20 protein-coding genes and 3 tRNA genes are annotated in these 24,997 nt (G+C 38.5%); 13 read left to right on the top strand and 10 right to left on the bottom strand.

Going from position 1 to position 24,997, the window contains the following annotated elements:
* Positions 1-10: 10 nt before the first annotated feature.
* The 3 genes from lysA to I9192_RS05555 form a co-directional block, all read right to left on the bottom strand.
* Positions 11-1,255, bottom strand: a complete 1,245-nt coding sequence (gene lysA / locus I9192_RS05565; protein WP_005030672.1) for a diaminopimelate decarboxylase — start codon at positions 1,253-1,255, stop codon at positions 11-13.
* 33 nt (positions 1,256-1,288) lie between these two features.
* Positions 1,289-1,519 carry a hypothetical protein gene (locus I9192_RS05560; protein WP_005030674.1) on the bottom strand — a complete coding sequence of 77 codons (231 nt, stop codon included), beginning with the start codon at positions 1,517-1,519 and terminating at the stop codon, positions 1,289-1,291.
* A gap of 146 nt (positions 1,520-1,665) precedes the next feature.
* On the bottom strand, positions 1,666-3,069 hold the full coding sequence (locus I9192_RS05555; protein WP_005030677.1) for an amino acid permease: 1,404 nt from the start codon (positions 3,067-3,069) through the stop codon (positions 1,666-1,668).
* Between the two features lie 279 nt (positions 3,070-3,348).
* On the opposite strand from I9192_RS05555, the gene radA reads away from it, so the two are divergent.
* From radA to I9192_RS05540, 3 genes are all read left to right on the top strand, one after another.
* Positions 3,349-4,737: a DNA repair protein RadA gene (radA, locus tag I9192_RS05550; RefSeq protein ID WP_010591196.1), complete on the top strand. Its 1,389-nt coding sequence runs from the start codon at positions 3,349-3,351 to the stop codon at positions 4,735-4,737.
* Between the two features lie 454 nt (positions 4,738-5,191).
* Positions 5,192-6,187, top strand: a complete 996-nt coding sequence (locus tag I9192_RS05545) for a Tim44 domain-containing protein (protein WP_004828437.1) — start codon at positions 5,192-5,194, stop codon at positions 6,185-6,187.
* 201 nt (positions 6,188-6,388) lie between these two features.
* Positions 6,389-6,736 carry an EF-hand domain-containing protein gene (locus tag I9192_RS05540; RefSeq protein ID WP_005030683.1) on the top strand — a complete coding sequence of 116 codons (348 nt, stop codon included), beginning with the start codon at positions 6,389-6,391 and terminating at the stop codon, positions 6,734-6,736.
* 124 nt (positions 6,737-6,860) lie between these two features.
* Here the strand turns inward: I9192_RS05540 and I9192_RS05535 are convergent, their stop codons facing one another.
* Positions 6,861-8,036 carry a S1C family serine protease gene (locus I9192_RS05535; protein WP_004828434.1) on the bottom strand — a complete coding sequence of 392 codons (1,176 nt, stop codon included), beginning with the start codon at positions 8,034-8,036 and terminating at the stop codon, positions 6,861-6,863.
* A gap of 172 nt (positions 8,037-8,208) precedes the next feature.
* On the opposite strand from I9192_RS05535, the gene I9192_RS05530 reads away from it, so the two are divergent.
* From I9192_RS05530 to I9192_RS05500, 7 genes are all read left to right on the top strand, one after another.
* Positions 8,209-8,967, top strand: coding sequence for a Nif3-like dinuclear metal center hexameric protein (locus tag I9192_RS05530; protein WP_005030685.1), 759 nt, complete (start codon positions 8,209-8,211; stop codon positions 8,965-8,967).
* Between the two features lie 210 nt (positions 8,968-9,177).
* Positions 9,178-9,804, top strand: coding sequence for a superoxide dismutase (locus I9192_RS05525; protein WP_004828430.1), 627 nt, complete (start codon positions 9,178-9,180; stop codon positions 9,802-9,804).
* A gap of 53 nt (positions 9,805-9,857) precedes the next feature.
* Positions 9,858-10,523: a hypothetical protein gene (locus I9192_RS05520; RefSeq protein ID WP_005030687.1), complete on the top strand. Its 666-nt coding sequence runs from the start codon at positions 9,858-9,860 to the stop codon at positions 10,521-10,523.
* Between the two features lie 74 nt (positions 10,524-10,597).
* Positions 10,598-10,673: transfer RNA gene (locus I9192_RS05515), tRNA-Asn, on the top strand.
* A 5-nt stretch (positions 10,674-10,678) separates the two neighbouring features.
* Positions 10,679-10,754 (top strand) — tRNA-Asn (locus I9192_RS05510).
* Positions 10,755-11,108: 354 nt separating this feature from the next.
* Positions 11,109-11,184: transfer RNA gene (locus I9192_RS05505), tRNA-Asn, on the top strand.
* A gap of 63 nt (positions 11,185-11,247) precedes the next feature.
* The gene (locus tag I9192_RS05500) at positions 11,248-11,697 is read left to right on the top strand and encodes a DUF2726 domain-containing protein (protein ID WP_004828425.1); all 450 of its coding nucleotides are present in this window, start codon (positions 11,248-11,250) and stop codon (positions 11,695-11,697) included.
* A gap of 16 nt (positions 11,698-11,713) precedes the next feature.
* Here I9192_RS05500 and mgtE read toward each other — a convergent pair whose 3' ends face one another.
* Both mgtE and I9192_RS05490 read right to left on the bottom strand, forming a co-directional pair.
* On the bottom strand, positions 11,714-13,051 hold the full coding sequence (gene mgtE / locus I9192_RS05495) for a magnesium transporter (protein WP_042086729.1): 1,338 nt from the start codon (positions 13,049-13,051) through the stop codon (positions 11,714-11,716).
* A gap of 244 nt (positions 13,052-13,295) precedes the next feature.
* On the bottom strand, positions 13,296-16,397 hold the full coding sequence (locus I9192_RS05490; protein ID WP_200150174.1) for a multidrug efflux RND transporter permease subunit: 3,102 nt from the start codon (positions 16,395-16,397) through the stop codon (positions 13,296-13,298).
* Positions 16,398-16,669: 272 nt separating this feature from the next.
* Here I9192_RS05490 and I9192_RS05485 point away from each other — a divergent pair, with 272 nt between their 5' ends.
* Positions 16,670-17,815, top strand: a complete 1,146-nt coding sequence (locus I9192_RS05485; RefSeq protein ID WP_005030692.1) for a glycerophosphodiester phosphodiesterase — start codon at positions 16,670-16,672, stop codon at positions 17,813-17,815.
* A 141-nt stretch (positions 17,816-17,956) separates the two neighbouring features.
* Positions 17,957-18,331 carry a diacylglycerol kinase gene (locus I9192_RS05480; protein WP_005030695.1) on the top strand — a complete coding sequence of 125 codons (375 nt, stop codon included), beginning with the start codon at positions 17,957-17,959 and terminating at the stop codon, positions 18,329-18,331.
* Between the two features lie 229 nt (positions 18,332-18,560).
* Here I9192_RS05480 and groL read toward each other — a convergent pair whose 3' ends face one another.
* The 4 genes from groL to I9192_RS05460 all read right to left on the bottom strand — a co-directional run bounded on the left by groL (position 18,561) and on the right by I9192_RS05460 (position 22,472).
* Positions 18,561-20,195 carry a chaperonin GroEL gene (groL, locus tag I9192_RS05475; RefSeq protein WP_004828344.1) on the bottom strand — a complete coding sequence of 545 codons (1,635 nt, stop codon included), beginning with the start codon at positions 20,193-20,195 and terminating at the stop codon, positions 18,561-18,563.
* Positions 20,196-20,296: 101 nt separating this feature from the next.
* Positions 20,297-20,587, bottom strand: coding sequence for a co-chaperone GroES (locus I9192_RS05470; protein ID WP_004828341.1), 291 nt, complete (start codon positions 20,585-20,587; stop codon positions 20,297-20,299).
* 207 nt (positions 20,588-20,794) lie between these two features.
* Entirely contained in the window at positions 20,795-21,550 is a 756-nt protein-coding gene (locus I9192_RS05465; RefSeq protein ID WP_005030697.1) for a metallophosphoesterase family protein, read from the bottom strand.
* Positions 21,531-22,472, bottom strand: a complete 942-nt coding sequence (locus I9192_RS05460) for a diacylglycerol/lipid kinase family protein (protein ID WP_046760984.1) — start codon at positions 22,470-22,472, stop codon at positions 21,531-21,533. Before I9192_RS05460 ends, I9192_RS05465 begins: the two co-directional genes overlap by 20 nt.
* 407 nt (positions 22,473-22,879) lie before the next feature.
* Here I9192_RS05460 and I9192_RS05455 point away from each other — a divergent pair, with 407 nt between their 5' ends.
* Positions 22,880-24,712 carry a phosphoenolpyruvate carboxykinase (GTP) gene (locus I9192_RS05455; protein ID WP_004828335.1) on the top strand — a complete coding sequence of 611 codons (1,833 nt, stop codon included), beginning with the start codon at positions 22,880-22,882 and terminating at the stop codon, positions 24,710-24,712.
* Positions 24,713-24,997: the final 285 nt, after the last annotated feature.

Here is a 24,997-nt window from a genome sequence, read left to right as displayed (position 1 = left end):
AAATTACTCCTTAAGGCAACAAACGTTCATTTTCCCAAAGTGATTCAATACTTTCTCGTTTACGAATCACATGAGATTGCTCACCATCCACCATCACTTCTGCAGCACGACCACGACTGTTATAGTTTGAACTCATAACAAAACCGTATGCACCAGCACCCAAAACAGCAAGATGATCATTTTCTTTAAGCGCAAGTTCACGTGCTTTACCTAAGAAATCACCTGTTTCACAAATAGCGCCGACAATATCCCAAGTTTTGTTTTCAACATCAGTGCGTGACTTAACTGGCTGAATATCCATCCAAGCCTCATACAGGGATGGGCGAATTAAATCATTCATAGCTGCATCGATAATTGCAAAGTTACGGTGCTGAGTTGGTTTAAGCAAATCAACTTTAGTCAGTAAAACGCCAGCATTTGCTGAAATACTCCGCCCCGGTTCCATATATACTTTTAAACCCAGTTTTTCTAAAGCTGGACGCATAGACTCAGCATATTCAACAACGCTTGGTGGCGTTTCATCTTTATAAGTCACGCCTAAACCGCCACCGATATCGATATGCTGTAAATGAATGCCGAGCGTTTTAAGCTGTTCGATCATCATCATAATACGATCAAGCGCATCCACAAAAGGCTGAGTTTCAGTCAATTGCGAACCAATGTGACAATCAATTCCAACCACATCTAAATTTGGCAAAGACGCTGCATATTGATAGGTTTCAAAAACCACATCAGAAGGAATACCAAATTTATTTTCTTTCAACCCTGTTGAAATATAAGGATGGGTTTTGGCATCAACATCTGGATTGACTCGTAGAGAAATAGGTGCTTTTTGACCTAAACGTGCCGCAACATTTTGAATACGATCAAGTTCAGCATGTGATTCCACGTTGAAACATGCAATACCCACTTCCAACGCTTTTTGTATATCTTCTTCTTGTTTGCCTAGACCAGAAAACACGATTTTTGATGGATCACCACCTGCCGCAAGTACCCGTGCAAGTTCACCACCTGTGACAATATCAAAACCACAACCCAGTTTTGCCAATACATTCAATACTGCAAGATTAGAGTTAGACTTCACCGCAAAACAAATTTGATGATCGATAAAGCTAAAGGCTTTATCCATATCTAAATAATGCTTTTCAAATGTCGCTTTTGAATAGACATAAAGTGGTGTGCCATATTGCATAGCAAGCTGATCTAAAGAACATTGCTCTGCATGCAATACCCCATCAATGCGGGAAAAACTCATGAATGTATCCTTTCAATGAAAGTTTAAATAGGTTTAATTTGAAGTCACTTGTGATGCTGGGACAGACTGATCTGCGGGAACAGCCTGATCCACTGCTTTTTTCTCAGTCTGAACAGATTTACTGTCATTATTTGAATACAACAAGTATTTGGCACGCTTGTCATAATCAGGGCTATTGGCTAACTGTAAATTACCAGATTGACCACAGCCTACTAAAACGGCACCACTTAAAACTAAACCGATGCTACAAATTGCTAAACGCATCTGCTCACCTATTTCCAAAATTTTTGTCAGTATACCTTGATTCTAAAATATAGACCAAAATAACAGGCGCTCAAGCTTAAAATGAGAATAAAAAAAACGCCAGTACATTACTGGCGTTTTCTTATGAGTATCTTTGAAATAGCTAATTACTGTTTTTTCTTATAAAAACAGAAATAGCCAATCGCAAGGATAATTAACCAAATTGGGCTGACCATCAATGATTTCAAAGTATCTGGCTCTAAAGCGAGGATACCAATTGTTCCAATGAAGAAAATAATCACCACATAGCAAGTCAGAGGTCCACCCGGCAATTTAAATACGGATTTTGCATGAAGTTCTGGACGTGTTTTGTAATATACCAAGTAACTCCACAGGATAATAATCCATACGAGAATGAATAAAATCGTTGAAAGTGTCGTTGCTAAAGTGAACGCTTCAACTGTATTTGGTACGAAATACTGTAATGCAGCACCCCCCAGCAAACACACGCCAGAGAAATATAAAGCGTTGGCTGGAACAGCACGGCGATTGAGCAAACCAAATGCTTTCGGACCTTGATCTTCACGAGAAAGTCCAAACAACATACGACTGGTTGAAAACACACCACTATTCATTGAAGACATAACTGATGACAGTACCACCAAGTTCATGATGATCGCTGCTGCAGCAATACCCGCTTGACTAAATAAGTTTACAAATGGGCTGACTTTAGGGTCAATTTGATCCCAAGGTGTCACGGACATGACGATAACCAAAGCCAAGACGTAGAAGAAAATAATACGAATTGGAATCGAGTTGACTGCTTTAGGTAAATTCTTTTCAGGATCTTTAGTTTCAGCAGCTGTCGTTCCTACAAGCTCTACCCCAACAAAGGCAAAAATTGCAATCTGGAAACCCGCTAAAAAGCCTTCAAACCCTTTAGGGAACATGCCTCCGTGATCCCATAAATGAGTAAAGGATGCGACTTGACCTGTAGCAGCTGAAGTAAAGCCCGTAAAAATCATCCAGAGTCCAACTAAAATCAGTACCACGATGGCAATAATCTTAATCAACGCAAACCAGAATTCGAGTTCACCAAACAGTTTTACAGTAACGAGGTTCAATCCCATAATAAAGAAAATGGCAGCAACACTGATCATCGCGCCTTCGGTTGGTGTAAATGCCACGCCGTTATTAAAGAACTGTAAATAGTAGATAATGGCAGATAAATCTGCGATACCGATGGTGATCCAACACAACCAATACGTCCATCCTACAAAATAACCTGCCCAAGGACCGATTAAATCTGTTGAAAAGTCGATAAATGACTTGTATTGCAAGTTTGATAGTAGCAATTCCCCCAGCGCACGCATGACGAAAAACACCATCAAACCAATGATCATGTAGATAAATAATATTGAAGGTCCTGCAAGACTAATTGTCTTCCCTGACCCCATGAATAATCCTGTCCCAATCGCACCACCAATTGCAATTAATTGAAGATGGCGATTTGATAAACTTCTAGATAGTTCACCTGTTTCCGCAGAAGAACTGAGGTTTTCATTTGACATTGTTATATTCTTCTCTCAGATTTGTTTTACAAAAGTAGCTTAAAACAAAAAAAATAAAAAAGCCTTTTTCAATAGATACGCCTAATTATCTAGGATTTTCCATCTTTTAGCTTATTAAATAGTCAATAGACTATTCCTTACCTTTCTTATTTTTACCGTTCCTTCATTTTGCAGTTTACGTGCCAAAATTGTTTTTGGCGAGATGTTGTGCAAAAAATTGTATTTCAATGTCGCTATTGGTACATTCAGCACATCATTGAAAAGGTATATGCACTCAAAATGGGCAAAGTCAAAACTGTTTATCGTTGTGAACAATGTGGTACAGACCATCCAAAATGGGCAGGTCAATGTTCAGACTGTGGTGAATGGAATTCTCTGACTGAAGTCCGTATTGAACCTGTGGTATCACATCGAGCAAAACCGATGGGAGGGGGATATGCTGGACAAGCAGCCAATGTAACACTGTTAAATCAAATCACTGTTTCCAATGAAACGCGTTTAGGAACAGGAATTGGAGAATTTGATCGAGTACTCGGTGGCGGGTTGGTTACGGGTTCTGTGGTATTGATCGGTGGTGATCCAGGTATTGGTAAATCAACGATTCTTTTGCAAACAGCAACCCACATGGCTGCAGCGAACAGCTCCGCACTTTATGTCACAGGTGAAGAATCACTTTCTCAAGTCGCCTTACGTGCAAACCGTCTGGACTTAGCCACAGATAAATTACAGGTCATGGCTGAAACCTGTGTTGAAAGAATCTGTGACACCTTGGCACAATTGCGTCCGGCTGTTGCCATACTAGATTCTATCCAAACTTTATATACCGAAACCTTACAGTCTGCACCCGGTGGCGTATCACAAATTCGTGAATCAGCTGCACTTTTAACTCGCTTTGCAAAAAATAGTGGTACTGCCCTATTCATTGTTGGTCATGTCACCAAAGAAGGTTCACTCGCCGGACCGCGAGTTCTCGAACATATGGTCGACTGCGTATTGTACTTTGAAGGACAGTCAGATTCTCGCTACCGTATGATTCGCGCAGTGAAAAACCGTTTTGGTGCGGTCAACGAATTGGGCGTATTTGGTATGACAGATAAAGGCTTAAAAGAAGTTGCAAACCCATCTGCTATTTTTCTAAGCCGTTATGATGAAGCCATCCCAGGTTCTGTGGTCATGATCAGTCGTGAAGGTACACGACCCTTGTTGGTCGAAGTTCAAGCGTTGGTTGATGATGCACATGGACAACCGCGCCGAGTCGCACTCGGTCTAGAACAAAACCGTTTAAACATGCTACTTGCCGTTATGCATCGTCATGGTGGTGTGCAAACTTCAGGGCAAGATGTCTACGTCAATGTGGTGGGTGGATTAAAAATTACTGAAACAGGTTCAGATTTGGCGGTCCTGTTGGCTTGCGCATCCAGTCTACGTTCTAAAGCATTGCCTCAACAATTGGCTGTTTTTGGCGAGGTGGGGCTATCTGGAGAAATACGCCCTGTTCCCAATGGACAAGAACGTCTTAAAGAAGCCATTAAACACGGTTTCAAGTACATCATTGTACCAAGAGGCAATGCTCCACAAAAACCAATTGCAGGTGTACAGGTGATTGCTGTTGCTCGTTTACATGAGGCACTTACTGAGGCGATGCAATTGAGTGACGAAGTCGCTTGAGATCGGCAAGTACGCTGTGTTGCTAAGTCAGTTAATATTGTTGAATATCAAATGCACTGACTGTTAACTCTAAAAATACTTGGATTGAGAAAAAACGTGCAGCTGTTTGTTTTAACGATCAGTTGCACGGTTAAACTCACTGTTCGATGAGAATCACGATGAGAATCAAGATACAGAATTGATCAGGCTGAATGCTTTTGAATTGAACAATTCCACCGATATGATAAAACATCTTTAAATCAAGACTTTTCAATTATTTCAATGCATTAGAAAAAACAAGTTCCAATCCATCAAGCCATCAATAGATTCGTTATGATTATGTGAATATATGCACAAATAAATCTCAAAAACATTGAAATTCTAGTCAAAAGACTGCATAAATACAGATATGAAAAGCAAAGCCTCATAATCTTGCTTTCATACTCATAAACATATTTTTAAATAGGTACATTCAATGGAAGTTCGACAGCGCGGCTTGATCGCAGGTATTTTAATGGCAACTTTGGCTGTAGCACCTTTAGCCGAAGCAAAACGTGCGGGTGGTGGTAAAAGCCATGGCATGAGCCGTTCTTCGAGTTCAAGTCAGTCTTATTCTCAACCTCGACAAGTTACGCCTGCTCAACAACCAATGCCAGCTCAAGCGGGTCAGCAAAAGTCAGGCTCTGGTGTCGGTAAAATGGTTGCTGCTGGTGTGGCTGGTGCGGCAGTGGGTGCAATTGCTGCCAATGCAATGGCTGACAACAACAATGGGAATTCACAAGCTCAGACCAATGATGCTGAATTAGCCAAACAACAAGCAGCTCAGCAAGAAGAGAAAAAAGGTGGAATCCCGAGCTGGATTTGGTTGATCTTGATCGCGGGTGCTGCATTCTTTTTGTTCCGTAAATTCGGCGCTAAAAAAAAATTAGCGGGCAATAATCCTTATGCACCAAATACGTCAGGTCCTACATCTGCGCCATTTGGTCAAAATAACACAGCACGTAATTCAGACAATACCAATATTTTTGGTCAGTCTGTGAATGGTGGTGCTGCGCCTCAAGCGCCTTTTGGTGCAGCATCAATGCAAAGTGGCAATCAGCTTCCTGATGGTACTGAACCTGCTGCTTTCTTACGTGTAGCACGCCAACGTTTTAATCATATTCAATCGATGAACTCTGTCAGTAACATTGCAGAAATTCAACGCTACTTAACACCTGATCTTTATCAGTCCATGTATAACGATATCATGGCGAACCAAGATCAAGATGTTGCTGAGTTTTCGAACTTAAATGCATTGGTGGTCGATAGTGCAACTGAAAATGGTCAATATGTGGTAAGTGTTCGTTTTACTGGTACAGTCAGTGAAGATTTAAATAGTCTGCCTGCACCATTCTCTGAAGTTTGGCACTTTGTAAAACCTGCGGGTTCTAACCAAGATTGGTTAGTGGCAGGTATCCAACAAGAAAGCTAATCAAATCTGTAATGTTTAGTTCATCAAAACCAGCGCTTAGGCGCTGGTTTTTGTTTATCTTCGCCAAATAAAAGAGACCCAAACCAGTGCCAATGATCTCTGTCATAGCCATTAGTATCAGAAAATCATGATTATTAAATTGCTTTGAAAAGTTGAATGATATATTTATATTTCATATAACCATGTAAATAGAGTAGAACAATGAATAAAATAATATATGCAACGCTCATGACTCTCAGTACATTGAGCACTGCAAGCTTTGGTTGTGAACCTGCTTCCATGGATTGGGAGGGATTTTATAAAACTTATGATTCAAATAAAAATAATACCTTTGAACTCAATGAGTTTTTAAAAGTTACAGACTTTGCCCCATACCCTTGGCCAGATGACCGACAGTTTCAAGGCAAAGATAAAAACACTAAACTATTTAAATATCTAGATGAAAACAATGACGGAAAACTTACAGAAGACGAATTTGTCAAAATTTATACCTTATTCCCAAATCCTTGTGCCAATTGGCCTCGCAAGCCGAAATGGAAGTTTTGGTAAAGCTCAATGTGATCAACATGCCATAAATTGGCTTTAATGAAAAAACTTGTTTTTATTGCACTATTTTTATCAACTTGAGAACATAAAAAAAGCCCTGAAATATCAGGGCTTTTATGCATTAAATTTAACGCTTTGGAAGTGGAATAAATTGTGAGTCATTATTCACAACTTTTCGTTCACCCACTTTAACTGTTAAATTCACTTTTTGATCGCCACGTACAACTTCCACTTGAATTTCAGTATTTGGTGCTTGTAAAGCGACATAATTAATCAAATGTGAAGTCGATGTAATGTCTTCATTATTGACTTTCACAATACGGTCACCGACTTTAATTCCTGCTTCTGCCGCTGGACCTCGTTTCAATACATCGGCAACAACTACACCAGGTTGACGAGGTTGTAACACATCTTCTTGTGTTGGTGGAACTAAACTAATCCCCATCCAGCCACGAATCACTCGACCATCTTTTAAAATCGAATTGAGTATTTGCTGGCAAATTTTTGCAGGGATTGCAAAACCAATGCCTAAAGATCCACCTGACTGTGAGAAAATTGCAGTATTTACACCAATCAAATTCCCTGCAACATCAATCAATGCGCCACCAGAGTTACCTGGATTAATCGCTGCATCTGTTTGAATAAAATCTTCATAAGTATTGATTCCAAGATCAGAACGCCCCGTTGCAGAGATAATCCCTTGAGTCACAGTTTGCCCCACCCCAAATGGATTACCAATTGCCAAGACAACATCGCCCACCTCATTACCACTCAATTTAAACGGCAATACAGGTAAATCTTTTAAACCAATTTTAATGACTGCCAAATCTGTATCTGGATCTGTTCCAATCACAGTTGCTTCGGCACGGCGTCCATCTTGCAAGGCAACAACAATTTGATCTGCTTGCGCAATCACATGGTTATTCGTCAAAATGTAGCCATCTGGACGGACAATTACCCCAGACCCCAAGCTATTTTCATTCTGGTTTTGATTCTGTTCAGGAATCTGATTACCAAAAAACTCTCGAAATGCAGGATCATTAAGCAATGGATGATTCTGTTTTACTTTTTGGGTGGTAAAAATATTGACCACTGCAGGCGCTGCAACTTTAACAGCAGCGCTGTACGACACCACACCACCTGTTCTAGACGTATTAACCAACGGCTCTACTTTCTCCGCTGGCATCTTTACGCCATCCGCTGCAATCGGTGCTTTGGGTTGTTGAAGTTTCTGCCATACGACAAAACAAATAATTACCAGTATTAGTAAAACCCAAGGGAGCCAAGTAAATGAACGCCGCACGTTTTTATTCCTCTAAGAATTTTTTAATTCGTTGATGCAAAAGCAATTTGTATATTGTAAAGCAATTCAATAAAGAAACATAAAAAATACAAAGAGTTTTGTTCAGCTTTAGTTACAGTTTAAAATGTGTTTTGATATTCTTCAATTACTCTATTTTCATAAAAGGTTATTCATGGCTTTACTTAAAGATATTATTCTGTGGTGTGATCAAACCTTAAAGTCACATGAATTTAAAGACTACGCGCCTAACGGTTTACAAATTGAAGGAAAATCTGAAGTAAAGAAAATTCTTTGTGCAGTTACAGCTTCACAAGATGCAATTGATGCCGCCATTGAAAAAAAAGCGGACCTGTTATTGGTCCATCATGGATATTTCTGGAAAGGTGAACCTTACCCAATTACAGGGATGCGAGGAAAACGCATCAAAAGTCTCATTCGAAATGATATTTCTCTTGTCGGCTATCATTTGCCCTTAGACTCACATCCAACATTGGGCAATAATGCGATGATTGCTCAAATATTAGGTTTGGACAATATTGAAGCTTTGGACCCTCATGAACGCAATCCGATTGGCAATATCGGTTATTTAAAAAATCCGCTCTCACCTGAAACGTTTAAACAGCTTCTCACGACAAAATTAGGTTTTGATACGATTCACCTTGATGCAGCAAAAACCCAGATTCAAAAAGTAGGTTTTTGCACTGGAGGTGCACAGGATTATATTGCAAAAGCCGCAGCGATGGACTGTGATGCCTATATCTCAGGTGAAGTCAGTGAACGTACTTTTTATGAAGCCAAAGAATTGAATGTTCACTACTATGCATGTGGTCATCATGCAACTGAACGTTATGGCGTGCAAGAATTAGCCAAAGCGATTGCAGAACAGTTCAATATTGAATCTGAATATTTTGAGTTAAATAATCCAATTTAACCTCAATAAAAGTATCATTTCATTATTTTTTTAAAATGACTTGATACTTTTTCAAGAAAATCTTCACTGTATTTTTTAATTGTCTATATACGTATTAAATCGAAATAAATTGTGTATTGTTATTTAACATCATGCCCTATTGCGTGAAGAATCTATTACAATAAAGCCACTTAAATGTTAAAACCCAGCTCAATGCAAGGAATTTAAAACATGACAACCATTACTTTACCTGCTCTACCATACGGCTACGAAGATCTTGCGCCGCACATCAGCAAAGAAACTTTAGAATACCATCACGATAAGCACCACAATACTTATGTTGTCAACTTAAACAACTTAATCGCGGGTACTGATCTTGAAGGTAAAACTTTAGAAGAGATCATTGTTGCTGTTGCTGGCGATGCATCTAAAGCAGGTGTATTCAACAATGCTGCTCAAGTTTGGAACCACACGTTCTACTGGAACTGTATGGCTAAAAACGGTGGTGGTAAAGCAACAGGTGCTTTAGCAGCTAAAATTGATGAAGCTTTCGGTTCTTACGAAAAATTTGCTGAAGAGTTTGCAGCTGCTGCAACAACTCAATTCGGTTCAGGTTGGGCATGGCTCGTTGCCGACAAAGTAAACGGTGAGCTTTCTATTCTTAAAACATCAAATGCAGATACTCCACTTGCCCATGGCAAAGTTGCGGTATTAACAATAGATGTTTGGGAACATGCTTATTACATCGACTTCCGTAATGCTCGTCCAAAATACATTTCAACTTTCTTAGAAAGCTTAGTGAACTGGGACTATGCAAATGCCAAATATGCTGGTCAAGCAGCTGGTGTTGAAAAATAAGATTGAATAATTTTATTTTGCTAAAGAGCCATTCTGATTAGAATGGCTTTTTTATGTCATTCTATTTTTATATTTTCATGATTAATACTACATATACAATAAAAGCAGATCCAATAAAAATCATTGCTGGCTATGTCATTCTGACTACGCTACAGATTCCTTGTTATCTATATATCGCGCATTCAGACTACATCACCTTTACTTTTATTTTCGTGCTGCTATTGTGGCTGTTTATTTTATTATTTGAACTTGTTGCACTGTATCTACTGATCAAATATGGAAGACCACAGCTGTGTTTTCACAGTGATTTTTGCCAAATTCAAATGCCTGCAATCAACATAACTGTGGACTATGAAAAAATTTCCGCATTAAGCATGCGTAAAATACAGCAAGAACATCGCGGTTTTTCCTTTGGAATGTGTTATGAACTTGAATTAAGTTTGAGTAGTCAAATCATGCAGCAACATGCTTTGAGAAAAAAACCTTATCCTGTCAAAAACTTATTCTTGTCTTCCAACTTTCTTTTTAAAAATAACCAAATCTTAGAAATTGCGATTATTTTTAGTGCATTAGCTCGAAAGAAAGCTTCCAAACGGATTGAAAGTATTCTACAGCTACAACAACATCCCCAAGCATACGAAAGCTTAATCTCTGAAAAAGATTTAGAAAACTTTAAAAATAATCAATATATATACAAATTATTTAAATTCGGACAATAAAAAAACATTTAAGATGCTTTTGGTATAATTTCACTTGACCACTTTGGCTTTCATCCATAAAATGCGCATCAGATTCTCCAATAGCTCAGTCGGTAGAGCGACGGACTGTTAATCCGCAGGTCCCTGGTTCGAGCCCAGGTTGGAGAGCCATCTATTCTTCCATAGCTCAGTCGGTAGAGCGACGGACTGTTAATCCGCAGGTCCCTGGTTCGAGCCCAGGTGGAAGAGCCAGATTCGAAAAAGCCCACTCATGATGAAGTGGGCTTTTTTATGCTTAAAATTTGATGTTACTTCAAAGACAAATCCTACATATAAATAAAACGTAAAGCAGTGCTGACAAATAGATTGCAAAAAATCAAGCCTGCTCAAAGATGGTTTGATTCATCTACAGTTGAAGTCAAACACTGACGCGAATGAAGTCAAACACTGACGCGAATGAAGTCAAATAAAGTTTTAAACAAATCTATGAATTTCTTTATTTTTATTTAAAATGATCAAATATTTAGCAAATAATGCATTTTTATGATGAATTTAACAATTTTTCCTTGACCCATCTGCATTTCCTCCCTAAAATGCGTTCCAGATTCTCCAATAGCTCAGTCGGTAGAGCGACGGACTGTTAATCCGCAGGTCCCTGGTTCGAGCCCAGGTTGGAGAGCCAAATTCTAAAAACCCACTCAGATTTGAGTGGGTTTTTTCTTGCCTATCGCATACTGTTTGATTTATGTCATTTGATTCTTATCAGGCTTTATTTTTATTTATCGGCTGTATTGCAACAATTGCTTTGCTGATTGCCTGCTTTGGTCGTTATTTATTTCAACGCCAACATTATTATGCAAAGCGTGTGATTACACCGTTTGAACAGAAAATGTTTTTGCGCTTGAATGAGACTTTTCCCCAGTACCATGTACTTGCACAAGTTGCTTTTAGTGCCTTAATTGACTGTGATCAATTCAAGTTACGTTCCAAATTCAATCGTAAAGTCACTGACTTTGTACTGCTTAATCCACAACTTGAAGTGATTGCAATTATTGAACTTGATGATCCGAGTCATATTGGTAAAGAACATATTGATGCACAACGGGATGCCATGCTGATACAAGCGGGTTATCAAGTATTTCGCTATACCGAAATCCCAAGCAGCCGAGAACTGAAAAAAGATATTGCCAATTAAAATACTCAGAAAATACTTATAAAATAATCGAAGCAATGCATAAATAAACAATCACTCCAGTTGCATCACAGATTGAGGTCACCAAAGGTGCCGAGGCGCTTGCTGGATCTAGCTTTAAACGATTCAAGATGAACGGTAAACTCATACCAATTAAGCATCCCATCAAGACAATGCCCATCATACTCAGTGCGAGGACCAAAGCGACCATTGCATCCCCTCTAAAATAGCCAAGGATGGAGACTGCTATCGCCATTGTTCCACCCAAACATAATCCAACTAAACTCTCTCGTCCAATCAGATATAACCAATCTTTTAAATGAACATCCCCAGTTGCCAAAGCTCGAACCATCAAGGTTGCAGATTGAGAGCCAGCATTTCCCCCACTTCCGACAAGCAAAGGCAAAAAGAACACCAAAACAATATTCTTGGCAATGATGTCTTCAAAATGTGCGATACCAAATCCAGACAATAAGCTGCCAAATACCAAAATGACCAACCAAAACACACGTTTCTTATAAAGATAATGAATCGGTGCTGTTTTAATGCTCATTTTAGGAGAAGAAGTTACAGCACTGGATTTTAAAAAGTCTTCTGTCGCCTCTTCAGTCGCAATATCCATTGCATCATCATAGGTCACAATACCCACTAAACGTTGCTGCTGATCGACAATAGGAAGTGCAATAAAATCATAATAATGCAATTTTTCAGCAATACTTTCTTGGTCTTCGTTTACATCCCCCATGATCAAGTCTGTACGCATAACATCCGTAATATTTTGATTAGGATCAGCCAAAATCATTTCACGTAAAGAAGCCACACCCAAAAGTTTATGATCTGGATCTACAACATAGATGAGATAGACTGTTTCACGATTTTTCGCGATCTTTCTGATTTGTTCAATCGCTTGGGTAATATTCAGTTTTGGTGACACTGCCACATAATCTGAACTCATGATTGCCCCAGCAGACTCTTCTGGATATTTGGCTAGATGTTGAATCTGTTGCTGGATTTCTGGACTAAGTTCAGTATAGATAGACTGTTGTAATGAATAAGGTAAATATTTAAATAAATCCGTCTGATCATCTGAATGCATCTGCGAAAGAACTTGAATCAGGTTCTGCTTTGGCAAATGTTCAGCAATTTTAAGCTGTTGATCTAATGATAAAAATTCAAGAATATAAGCAGCATTAGGCAGATGCTCTACCAATGTCACCTGCTCACTTAAGGATAAATCACTCAACAATTTTGCTATATCAGCGTCATTGATTTGATCAAAATGTTGTTCAATAACATCAAATTGGTGGTTTTGAATAGCTTTTTCTATTTTTGAAATTAATTCTAAAGAAAATTGCATAAGAAAATCCAAAGTTGATCACGCTTTTGCACAAATACTGGACTGTAATGCTAGGAAAATAAAGCGCTTTTTTGTTGTTAAAATTACTTTCTAATTTGAACAAAATATATTTTAGTTTGACTATTTATCATGTGACGTCTAGATCATACACAGACTTGGTTTAACCTCGTCTGCGCATACTCATGGATACATTGATTTACAAGCGCAGAGATCTAGAACATAGCTCAATTTTAAAATCATGCTTTTACGATTCAGTTGATACTTTAGACTTAAAAATGCTTCGAATCAGCACATACATAAATGGGATAAACAGCAACACCAAAACTGTTCCAAAGATCACACCACCCAGTACACTTACGCCAATTTCTTGGCGGCTTACAGCGCCTGCACCGAAAGCAAGCACTAAAGGGATTACCCCAGCACCAAATGCCAATGAAGTCATCAAAATTGGACGTAAACGTAGTCCTGCACCTTCGAGTGCTGCTGCAACCGCTGTTTTGCCTTTTTCTTGCGCCAATGCTGCAAATTCGACGATGAGAATGGCATTTTTACACGACAGACCAATTGTCGTCAGCAAAGCGATCTGAAAGTAAATGTCATTAGGGAACCCTGCCAATTGACTAAAAATAATATTTCCTCCAATCCCTAAAGGAATCGCAGCAATCACAGCCGTTGGAATAGACCAGCTTTCATATAATGCAGCCAAACATAGAAAAATGAATCCAATTGAGATGAAGTACAGTAACCATGCTTGGCTACTGGATTTCTGTTCTTCAAATGATAAACCACTCCAAGCGACATCAATCCCCTGTTGTTGGCTAATCAACTTCTGAATATCATTCATTGCCTGACCAGAACTGGTATGCGGCGCGGTATTGGCTTCCATTTGCAAGGCTGTATAGCCTTGGAAGCGGTTCACGACATCAGGTCCACCTTCCCAAGCAATGGTCGAAAAATTACTGAATGGAATCATTTGATTTTGTGCATTACGAACAGTCCATACCTCTAAATCTTCAGGTTTTGAGCGGAACTCAGCATCACCCTGCATCATGACACGTTTAATACGACCACGATCTATAAAGTCATTCACATAAGAACCACCCCATGCAGCTGACAAGGTACTATTAATCGCTGTTTGACTTAAACCATTTGCCAATGCCCGTTTTTGATCAATATGAATTTTTAACTTGGATTTGTCTGGATTGGACTTCTTATCTAAATTTTCAAAAGTTAGGAATTGTTTCGCTTGAGTTTGTAAAACATTAAACTGCTGATCAAGGTATTTCCGCCCTTGACCATTCACATCCTGAATCCAAAACTCTAAACTATCACTATCACCCAAACCATTCACAGAAGCAGGCAAACTCACTGTAATCCGAGCATTTGGATTCTTGTTAAAATACTTTACCGCACGCTCACGAATCGCTTGCGCAGAATTTTCTGAACCAGAACGATCATCCCAATGTTTGAGCGCAACGAAACCTGTACCTAGGTTTTGTCCTGTACCAGAGAAATTACGACCATAACGAATCAGAACAATATCGACATTTTGCTTTTCTTTTTCCAAAAAGTATTTGCGTATATTTTCACCAACCACCTGACTACTCGACATCGGTGCACCATCTGTTAAACGGAACTGTACACTGAGCATTCCTTGGTCTTCACTTGGAATAAAACTGGTGGGTAAAGCACGATAAAAAAGTGCAAAAACCACAGTTAAACCGAAAAATAATGTCAAAATCACCCATTTTAAATTCAAGGTTTTTTGAATAAGTTTGATATAACGCTGTTTTAAGTTTTCAAGTTTGGTGTTAAACCAAGTCGCCCAACGCATAGGTTGAGGATTAGGTTTTAAAATAATTGCACATAATGCAGGTGTCAGTACCAATGCAACCACCAATGACAATGCCATTGCTGCAACCAATGTGATTGAAAACTGCCGGTAAATTACACCAGTCGACCCAGTAAAAAATGCCATTGGAATAAATACAGCAGTCAATACGACGGTGATCCCAATCAAAGCGCCGGTCATTTCTTGCATTGATTCAATAGAGGCTTGCTTCGCGGTTAACCCCTGTTCATGCATCAAGCGCTCTACATTTTCAACGACAACGATGGCATCATCCACCAGCAAGCCGATTGCCAACACCAAAGCAAACAAGGTCAGTGTATTAATACTCATTCCCAGTGCAAACAGTACTGCAAACGTCCCTAAAATAACGATCGGTACGGTAATGGTTGGAATGAGTGTGGCACGCCAACTTTGTAGGAAAATAAACATCACCAAAACAACCAAAACGATCGCTTCAAACAATGTTTTAACAACTTCTTTTATCGACTCTTGAACAAACGGTGTGTTATCTCGTGGATAAACAATTTTGTAACCTTGTGGGAGCTTTTCAGAAATCTTGGCTAATTCTACTTTAATCAATGCCGATGTCGCTAAGGCGTTGGCACCCGAAGATAAAGAGATGCCCATCCCTGAGGATGGATAACCGTTGATGGTATTAAAAGATTGATAGTTTTCTGCACCCAATTCAACGCGTGCAACATCTTTTAAATAAACATAGCTTCCATCTATATTGGATTTTACAATAATATTTTTAAATTCGTCGACCGTTCTTAAGCGTGAGCCTGCGGTCACTTTTGCATTTAAATATTGATCAGAAGCTACGGGTAAATCGCCAACACCACCTGCAGCAACCTGTGTATTCTGCGCTTCAATTGCGCTACGAATATCGCTTGGCATCAGCTGATACTGTCGCAGTAAATTTGGATTAAGCCAGATTCGCATTGCATACTGCGAACCAAATACATCTACCTCTCCAATACCCTCAATACGAGATAATTCTTGTTCTATATGATCAGCGAGATAATCGCCGAGTTCAATATTATTGCTTTTACCAGTTTCATCATACAAACCCACTACCATAAAGGTATCGCCGAGTGATTTATTTACTGTCACTCCTTGGCGTTGAACATCATCTGGCAAGCGATTTAACACGCCATTAATGCTATTTTGTACTTGAACCTGAGCGGTGTCTGGATCAGTTCCATTTTCAAAGCTAATACTGATTCGAGCACGTCCAGACGAATCACTGCTTGAACTGAAATATAAAAGGTGATCAATACCTTTAATTTGCTGCTCTAAAACCTGTGTGACACTTTCTTCAACAGTTTCAGCGTCTGCACCAGTATAAGTTGTTGACACTGTAATCCGTGGTGGAGCAATATCTGGATAACGCTCAATCGGCAAATTAAGAACCGAAAAAACGCCTAAAGCCATAACGATAATCGCAAGGACACAGGCAAAAATAGGACGTTGAATAAAAAATTTAGAGAGCATTAGTTTTGCTTCAGTGCCAAATGATTGTGGTTAAGATCGTGCTGAACATTAAATTCCGTTTATATTGATATTCTGTGACTTAGATCGAAAACTCAAGAAAAAATAACAGAAATCCGAATGATCAGCTTGAATATGAAGAAACTGTGGAGATCACCTAATCGTATACAGACCATCGCTATAAATAATTGCTTCAATCCCCTGTTTATGTCATCACAATGTCAATTTAACCACATAAACTGTGATCGATTTCTACACAATAATTTGAGTGAAAAATGAATAAAAAAGTATGGCTGATCAGCAGCAGTATGATATTTTTAACTGCTTGCAATGATGATAAAACAAATATTGTTACAACACCTGATTATAAAGAGCCTAAGATTATTATTGTTGGGCATCGCGGCGCAAGTGCTTTACGTCCAGAACACACACTTGAAAGTTATCAAAAAGCCATTGACGATGGTGCAGATTTTATTGAACCTGATCTCGTCTCAACCAAAGATGGTATTTTAGTCGCACGTCATGAAAATGAAATTGGCGGTACCACCAATGTCAGCACCTTAGCTCAATTTGCAGATCGCAAAAAAACTAAAATTATTGATGGGGTGTCTTTAACAGGTTGGTTTACTGAAGACTTCAATGCAAGTGAATTAAATTTGATTAAAGCACGTGAAAGAATTCCAGCATTACGCCCAAACAATACGCAATATAATGATCAATTCAATATTCCTACCCTTGAACAGATTATCGAACTTGCAGAAAAAAACTACAAAAAAACAGGAAAAATTATTGGCTTGTATATCGAAACCAAACATCCAACTTATTTTCAAAAGCTCAATTTAGGTATGGAAGATCCTGTATTGAAAACTTTAGCGAAATATCAATACACACGCGAAATTGCCCCAATTTATTTACAATCTTTTGAAGTCAGTAATCTCAAATACTTTAAAGAACAATTAACACTTTACAAGACATTAAAGCATGCCAAAATTATTCAGCTCTATGATGACAAAAAAGCAAGCCCAGCAGATTATGTTGCGCAAGGTCTGAAAACAACTTATGGCGATATGGCAACAGCACAAGGTTTAAAAACAGTCTCAACCTATGCCGATGGCGTAGGTCCATGGAAACCTTATATCTTTAATGATAGCTATACTGCACCATCTTCTTTTGTTGCAGATGCGCATGCAGTTAACTTAAAAGTGCATCCTTATACTTTCCGACCTGAAAATAACTTTTTGGCAGCAAATTTAAAATGTAGTAGCGCAGAAGCAGATGCTGCAAAACGTTGTGAAACAGGTGCCAACAAAGAATATGAAATGTATTTTAAAGCTGGAGTTGATGGACTATTTACAGATGACCCTGGTTTGGGACGTAAAGCACTAGATGCCTACTGGAAAGCAAATCCTATTCTAAAATAACACTTTAAGATTCAACTAAAATAAAGCAATCGTTTCAATCGCTTGCTTTATTTTTTCTAAACTGAGCATTTTTTGCTTAAAATTAATACCCATTTAAGTTTAAAATAATACACTTGTTCAAAAATATAGCAGCTTTGATTTATGAGTGATTATTCTCCATTTAAGGGTACAACAGGTTTTAAACGCATTCTTAATGCTACGGGTTATTCTTTAGCGGGTTTTAAAGCTGCTTATCAAAATGAAGCTGCTTTTCGTCAGATCGTTTGGATTAATCTAATATTAATCCCAATTACTTTTTTTCTTAATGTGAGCTCAGTTGAACAAGCCTTGATGATTGGGGTATGTTTACTCGCCATCATTGTTGAGTTGTTTAATTCAGCACTTGAAGCTGTGGTTGACCGAGTATCTTTAGAACGCCACCCGCTTTCCAAGAATGCAAAAGACATGGGAAGTGCGGCTCAATTTGTAGCGCAATCCATTATTTTCTTTACTTGGGTGATTATTCTTTTTAGGTAATTTTTAAACCTTTATATAAAAATAAAGCATTCTCAATATGTATGTTTGATCAACACCCAAATACCATTATTGATTTAAGCAGACAATTAAACTCTACTATTTTTATAAATCATCAGTATCTATTTTTATTTCACCAATAAATTCAAACCTTATTCAAAACCTCGCCCTGATCATAAAAAAATCCCCGCATAATGGCGGGGATTTTTTTATGATCTGAGATCAGAATGATTTACATCATTCCGCCCATACCACCCATTCCGCCCATATCAGGCATAGCAGGTTTATCTTCAGGAATATCTGTGATCATACATTCAGTTGTTAACATTAAACCAGCAACAGAAGCAGCATGTTCAAGTGCAGAACGTGTTACTTTTGCAGGATCAAGGATACCCATTTCTAACATGTCGCCATATTGTGAAGTCGCAGCATTGTAACCAAAGTTACCTTCGCCATTTTTCACAGCATTGATCACAACCGAAGGCTCATCACCTGCGTTAGAAACGATTTGACGAAGTGGTGCTTCAATCGCACGACGAAGGATATTTACACCTACAGTTTGGTCATCATTTGCACCAACAACACCGTCTAGCGCTTTAGCAGCACGGACAAGCGCAACACCACCACCTGCAACAACACCTTCTTCAACCGCAGCACGAGTTGCATGAAGTGCATCGTCTACACGGTCTTTTTTCTCTTTCATTTCAACTTCAGTTGCAGCACCGATTTTGATTACAGCAACACCGCCTGCTAATTTAGCAACACGTTCTTGTAGTTTCTCTTTATCGTATTCAGAAGTTGATTCTTCGATTTGTGCACGGATTTGAGTTACACGTTCAGCAATTTGATTTGCATCACCAGCACCATCTACAATCACTGTATTTTCTTTAGATACTGTGATTTTGTGCGCAGTACCTAAATCTTGTAGAGAAGCTTGCTCTAAAGACATACCCACTTCTTCAGAAATCACAGTAGCGCCAGTCAAGATCGCAATATCTTGAAGCATTGCTTTACGACGGTCACCAAAACCAGGTGCTTTAACAGCACACACTTTGATGATGCCACGCATGTTGTTCACAACAAGTGTTGCAAGTGCTTCACCTTCAACATCTTCAGCAATGATAAGAAGTGGCTTACCTGTTTTCGCAACAGCTTCTAAAACTGTAATCAATTCACGGATGTTGCTGATTTTTTTATCAACAAGAAGGATGAATGGATTTTCGAGTTCAGCTGTCAAAGTATCTTGTTTGTTTGCAAAATACGGGCTGATATAACCACGGTCAAATTGCATACCTTCTACAACGTCAAGTGCGTCTTCGAATCCTGAACCTTCTTCAACTGTGATTACGCCTTCTTTACCAACACGCTCCATCGCCTGTGCAATTAATTTACCCACAGTTTCGTCAGAGTTTGCAGAAATCGAACCAACTTGTTCAATCGCCTTGGTATCAGAAGCTGGTTTAGCCGTTGCTTTGATATTTTCAACAACAGCTTTAACAGCAAGATCAATACCGCGTTTTAAATCCATTGGGTTCATACCTGCAGTTACAGATTTGATCCCTTCATTTAAAATTGCTTGAGCAAGTACAGTTGCTGTTGTAGTACCATCACCCGCGATATCATTGGTTTTTGAAGAAACTTCACGAACCAATTGCGCACCCATGTTTTCGAATTTGTCTTTCAACGAAATTTCTTTTGCAACAGTTACACCATCTTTAGTGATGTGTGGTGCACCAAAAGAACGATCAATAACAACGTTACGACCTTTAGGACCTAAAGTTACTTTAACTGCATCTGCAAGTACATTTACGCCCGCAATCATTTTTGAACGAGCTGAATCACCAAATTTTACGTCTTTAGCTGACATGCTTAACTCCAATAATCTTTATTCTTTAACCATCTAATTTAAAAGTGGATGAGGCATATTGTTTTTAATTGATCAAAAACAACACACCATCTCGGTCTGAATTAACCTTCAAGTACCGCTAAAATGTCAGATTCTTTCATAATTAAAAGTTCTTCACCGCTTACTTTTACAGTTGTACCTGCATAAGTACCGAACAATACTTTATCACCAACTTTAACGTCTAATGCACGCACACCATTGTCAGTGATTTGACCATTTCCTACAGCAATGATTTCACCTTGTGCTGGTTTTTCAGCTGCAGAACCTGGAAGTAAAATACCGCCAGCAGTTTTTGTTTCCTCTTCAACACGACGAATAACTACGCGATCATGTAATGGACGAATGTTGCTCATATAAAACTCCATAGACATCGTCTAAATGTCATTGATTACTCAGGGAAGATGACTTCTTATTCCTAGGTCATCGACAAAATATTTGTATGTCACATTTGTGGGGATGGAAATAAACGCTTCAAGGGGAAAATTAAAAAAAATTTATCTAATTTGTATTTTTTTTATTCGTTCAGGTCAGATTGTCAAAAAATTCAACCGATTTTTTCATTATTGAGCAATAAATTCTTGTAATTGTTCATCAAAAAAATAGTGTTGAAATGTACCGTTTTCATGAATCACATTAAAACTATTTGGGATTTTTTTATGCAAACGACGAGACACAGCAGTACCTGCATGCACTTCATATACAGGATGAGATAAATTTAAAGTAAATGCTTGATTTAAATCATAGACTGCAACGAGATGTAAATGACCGTGCAATAAAGCATAGAGCTGATGCTGCCCCCATTCCTTGATTGCAAATTGTCCTAAAGCCGGACAATCTTTTAAATGATGATCTTCATTCGAAGTATAAAAAGGTTGATGACTGACAATAATTTTTAATTTATTGTCTGGCGCATCCATCAACAATTGATTGACACTTTCTATCTGTTCAAATGAGATATGCCCGCGTGTATGATAGCGACGGCGAATACTATTCATACCAATCAAATAAAAATGCTGAGTCAACAATGTCCGCTCTAAACTGCCAAAAAATAATTGATACAGACCAAAAGGTCGAAATGCCCTGTTCCATACATGATAAAGCGGAATATCATGATTACCTGGGACAACAAAATATGGCGTTTTTAAAGATTCTAAAAATTGCTTACACGCATAAAACTCTTTAAATTTAGCACGTTGAGTCAGATCTCCACTCACCACTACAACTTCTGGTTGATGCTGTGCACAAAACCGCTGAATCGCCTGTATACATGCTTGACGCTCTGTTCCAAAATGCAGATCAGATAGATGTAGCAGCATGCGCAGGTACCATAATATTTAAAGCATTTTTCTCTACATGTAAGTTCAAAGGTGTATCCATTGACACAATTTCTCCATCAATCGCAACCGTTAGTTTAGGCTTTTTCGAATACACAATCACTTTATCTGCACCAAAGCTATACACATCTGATGCTTTTTCTAATTTTCCTCGAATGGTCTGAAATAGTGTTTTAAATAAAGTGACCTTATCCCCTTTTGCGATCACCACCCCTGCGATCTCTCCCACTTCAGCACATTTGGAAATTCGTAAATTTAATTCTTTAAGTTGTAGTTGATTATTTCCAAAAAAGATTAAAGGCGTTTTGACTGGATATTTTTGTCCATCCACCTCAATTTCGAGTTTGAGTTCTTTGCGGTCTCGAATCAGTACATCCAAGCCTGAAGTATATGCATTTAAAGCAAAACGTCCAAAACGCCGATTGTAATCCTCTCTTTTTTTGATGAATAACGGATACAAACCCAAACTGGCATTGTTTAAATAAATTTGATCATTGATACATGCGATGTGGGATGCACGTGGTTCTCCTGTCGCAATAACATGAGCTGCCTCAAGCAGATTCAATGGAATATTCAAGGCACGTGCTACATAATTAAATGTGCCTAATGGCAAAATACCCATCGGAATATTTTGATGAAGCATTTGCGATGCAACAGCATTCAACGTACCATCACCACCTGCCGCAACAATAACCCCGGGTTTTGAATATTGTGCATGTCGTTGATAGATTTTTTTCATTAAGGTCTGAATATCGCCTTCTGCACTGATATCAAAAACCTGTATTTCAAAACCATGTGTAGTCCAGATGGTCATGAGTTTTTCGTAAACCTCATCTTTGTGATTTGCATGAAAACCTGATTTTTCATTGTAAATCATCGAAAGAGGCTTTAAATCTGTATCCATAAGTTTGATTATTGTGAAGTATTTGCTCTAATTTCGTCGATTTTCTAAGCAAATAAAAGCACCTTTATGTAAAATTCGAATTATACCCATTTATTAAATCAATAATAATTTTTTACAGCTTCTTATTTTCAAGTTATTGTTAATTATTATTATTTACAATAAAAATATTACTCATTGCTTTATTAAATAGTGTTAAATATCAACCAATAATTCCGCTTAAACACTAAAAATCAATCACTTACACCACCCCTTAGGTTAAGCATCTTTTAAGCCTTTAGTCTTATTTTTTTTATGAATATATGTTTTAATACGTCCACTTTTTTTCTTACTTAAATTTGAATGTTGTACCACTTCATTCAGGTTGTTATTTGTACACAAAATTGTACATATTTTAGATAGGCCTCACCATGACCCAAGTGAACGCACCAGAATTCGTTCGTCATCCTAAGCTCATTGCCTGGGTTGAAGAAATTGCTAAATTGACTAAACCTGCAAAAATTGAATGGTGTGACGGAAGCGAAGAAGAGAATCAACGTTATATCGACTTGATGATCGCTAACGGCACTATGCAAGCATTGAACCAAGAAAAACATCCTGGTTCTTATTTAGCGAATTCTGATCCGTCTGACGTAGCTCGTGTTGAAGGTCGTACATTCATCTGTTCTGAAAAACAAGAAGATGCTGGTGCGACTAACAACTGGGAAGCTCCTGCTGAAATGCGTGCTCGTCTTAACGGTTTGTTTGATGGCGCAATGAAAGGCCGCACAATGTATGTGGTTCCATTCTCAATGGGTCCATTAGGTTCTCACATTGCACACATCGGTATTGAAATTACTGATTCTCCTTATGTTGCTGTAAGTATGCGTAAAATGGCTCGTATGGGTAAAGCTGTTTATGACGTACTTGGCACAGATGGTGACTTTATTCCTTGCGTACATACAGTAGGTGCGCCTCTTGCAGAAGGTCAAAAAGATGTTGCTTGGCCTTGCAACCCAGAAAAATACATCGTGCATTATCCAGAAACACGTGAAATCTGGTCTTATGGTTCAGGTTACGGCGGTAATGCATTATTAGGTAAAAAATGTCTTGCTTTACGTATCGCATCTTCTATGGGTCGTCAACAAGGTTGGTTAGCTGAACATATGCTTATCCTTGGTGTGACAAATCCTCAAGGTGAAAAACACTACATCGCAGCAGCATTCCCTTCTGCATGTGGTAAAACCAACTTTGCGATGCTTATTCCACCAGCAGGTTATGAAGGTTGGAAGATTGAAACTGTAGGTGATGATATTGCTTGGATTAAACCAGGTGAAGATGGTCGCTTATATGCAATCAACCCAGAAGCTGGTTTCTTTGGTGTAGCACCAGGAACAAATACCAAAACCAATCCAAACTGTATGGCAACACTTCACAAAGATGTGATTTATACCAACGTTGCGGTGACTGACAATGGCGAAGTTTGGTGGGAAGGCTTAACAAAAGAAGCACCTGCAAACTTAACCAACTGGAAAGGTCAACCACATGTTGCTGGTGAAAAAGCAGCTCATCCAAATGCACGTTTCACTGTAGCAGCGGGTCAATGCCCTTCTATTGATGCCGATTGGGAAAATCCAGCTGGCGTTCCAATCTCTGCATTCATCTTCGGTGGACGTCGTGCGGATACAGTACCTTTAATCTCAGAAGCATTCGACTGGGTAGATGGTGTATATAAAGCAGCAACAATGGGTTCTGAAACAACTGCTGCGGCAGTAGGTCAACAAGGTGTTGTTCGCCGTGATCCATTTGCGATGTTGCCATTTGCTGGTTACAACATGGCGGATTACTTCGCTCACTGGTTAGAACTGGGTGAAGAAGTAGGTGCGAAAGCAAAAGCTGCTGGCAACAAATTACCAGGTATTTACAACGTAAACTGGTTCCGTCGTGATGCTGAAGGCAACTTTGTATGGCCTGGTTTCGGTCAAAACATGCGTGTGCTTGAGTGGATCATTGACCGTTGTGAAGGTCGTGCAGATGCAGTTGAAACACCGATTGGCTTAGTTCCAACATTTGAGCAATTGAACTGGACAGGTTCTGACTTTACTAAAGCGCAATTTGATCTTGTAACATCTCAAGATAAAGATCAATGGATCAAAGAGATTGAAAGTCATACTGAATTGTTTAACAAGTTAGGTGACCGTTTACCTGCAGCACTTAAAAATCGTCAAAACGAGCTTTTAGAGGCTGTAAAAAAATCAGCTTAATTTAAATTAAGCATTCAAGAGACCGCTTTCGAGCGGTCTTTTTGCATTCAATCTATAATCATTGTGATGGATTAAAGGATTCAAGTAGTATGCTCTTTTAATTTCGAGTCACTATCGCATGCAACTCAAAAACAATTTAAACGGAATAACCGATTAAAATAAAGCCATTTGTATTCTAAATGTAATATTTTGCGTTAAATCCACAATATGATATTTTTGTAATACAAAAAATTCATATTTCCTCTATAATTAAAAAATTCATTTCTTTATTTTTTTATTCTTTCC

It is taken from the genome of Acinetobacter bereziniae (assembly GCF_016576965.1).
Lineage (GTDB): Bacteria > Pseudomonadota > Gammaproteobacteria > Pseudomonadales > Moraxellaceae > Acinetobacter > Acinetobacter bereziniae.
Note: the sequence above shows the minus strand (reverse complement) of the source record. Positions and strands in the feature narration are given on the sequence as shown.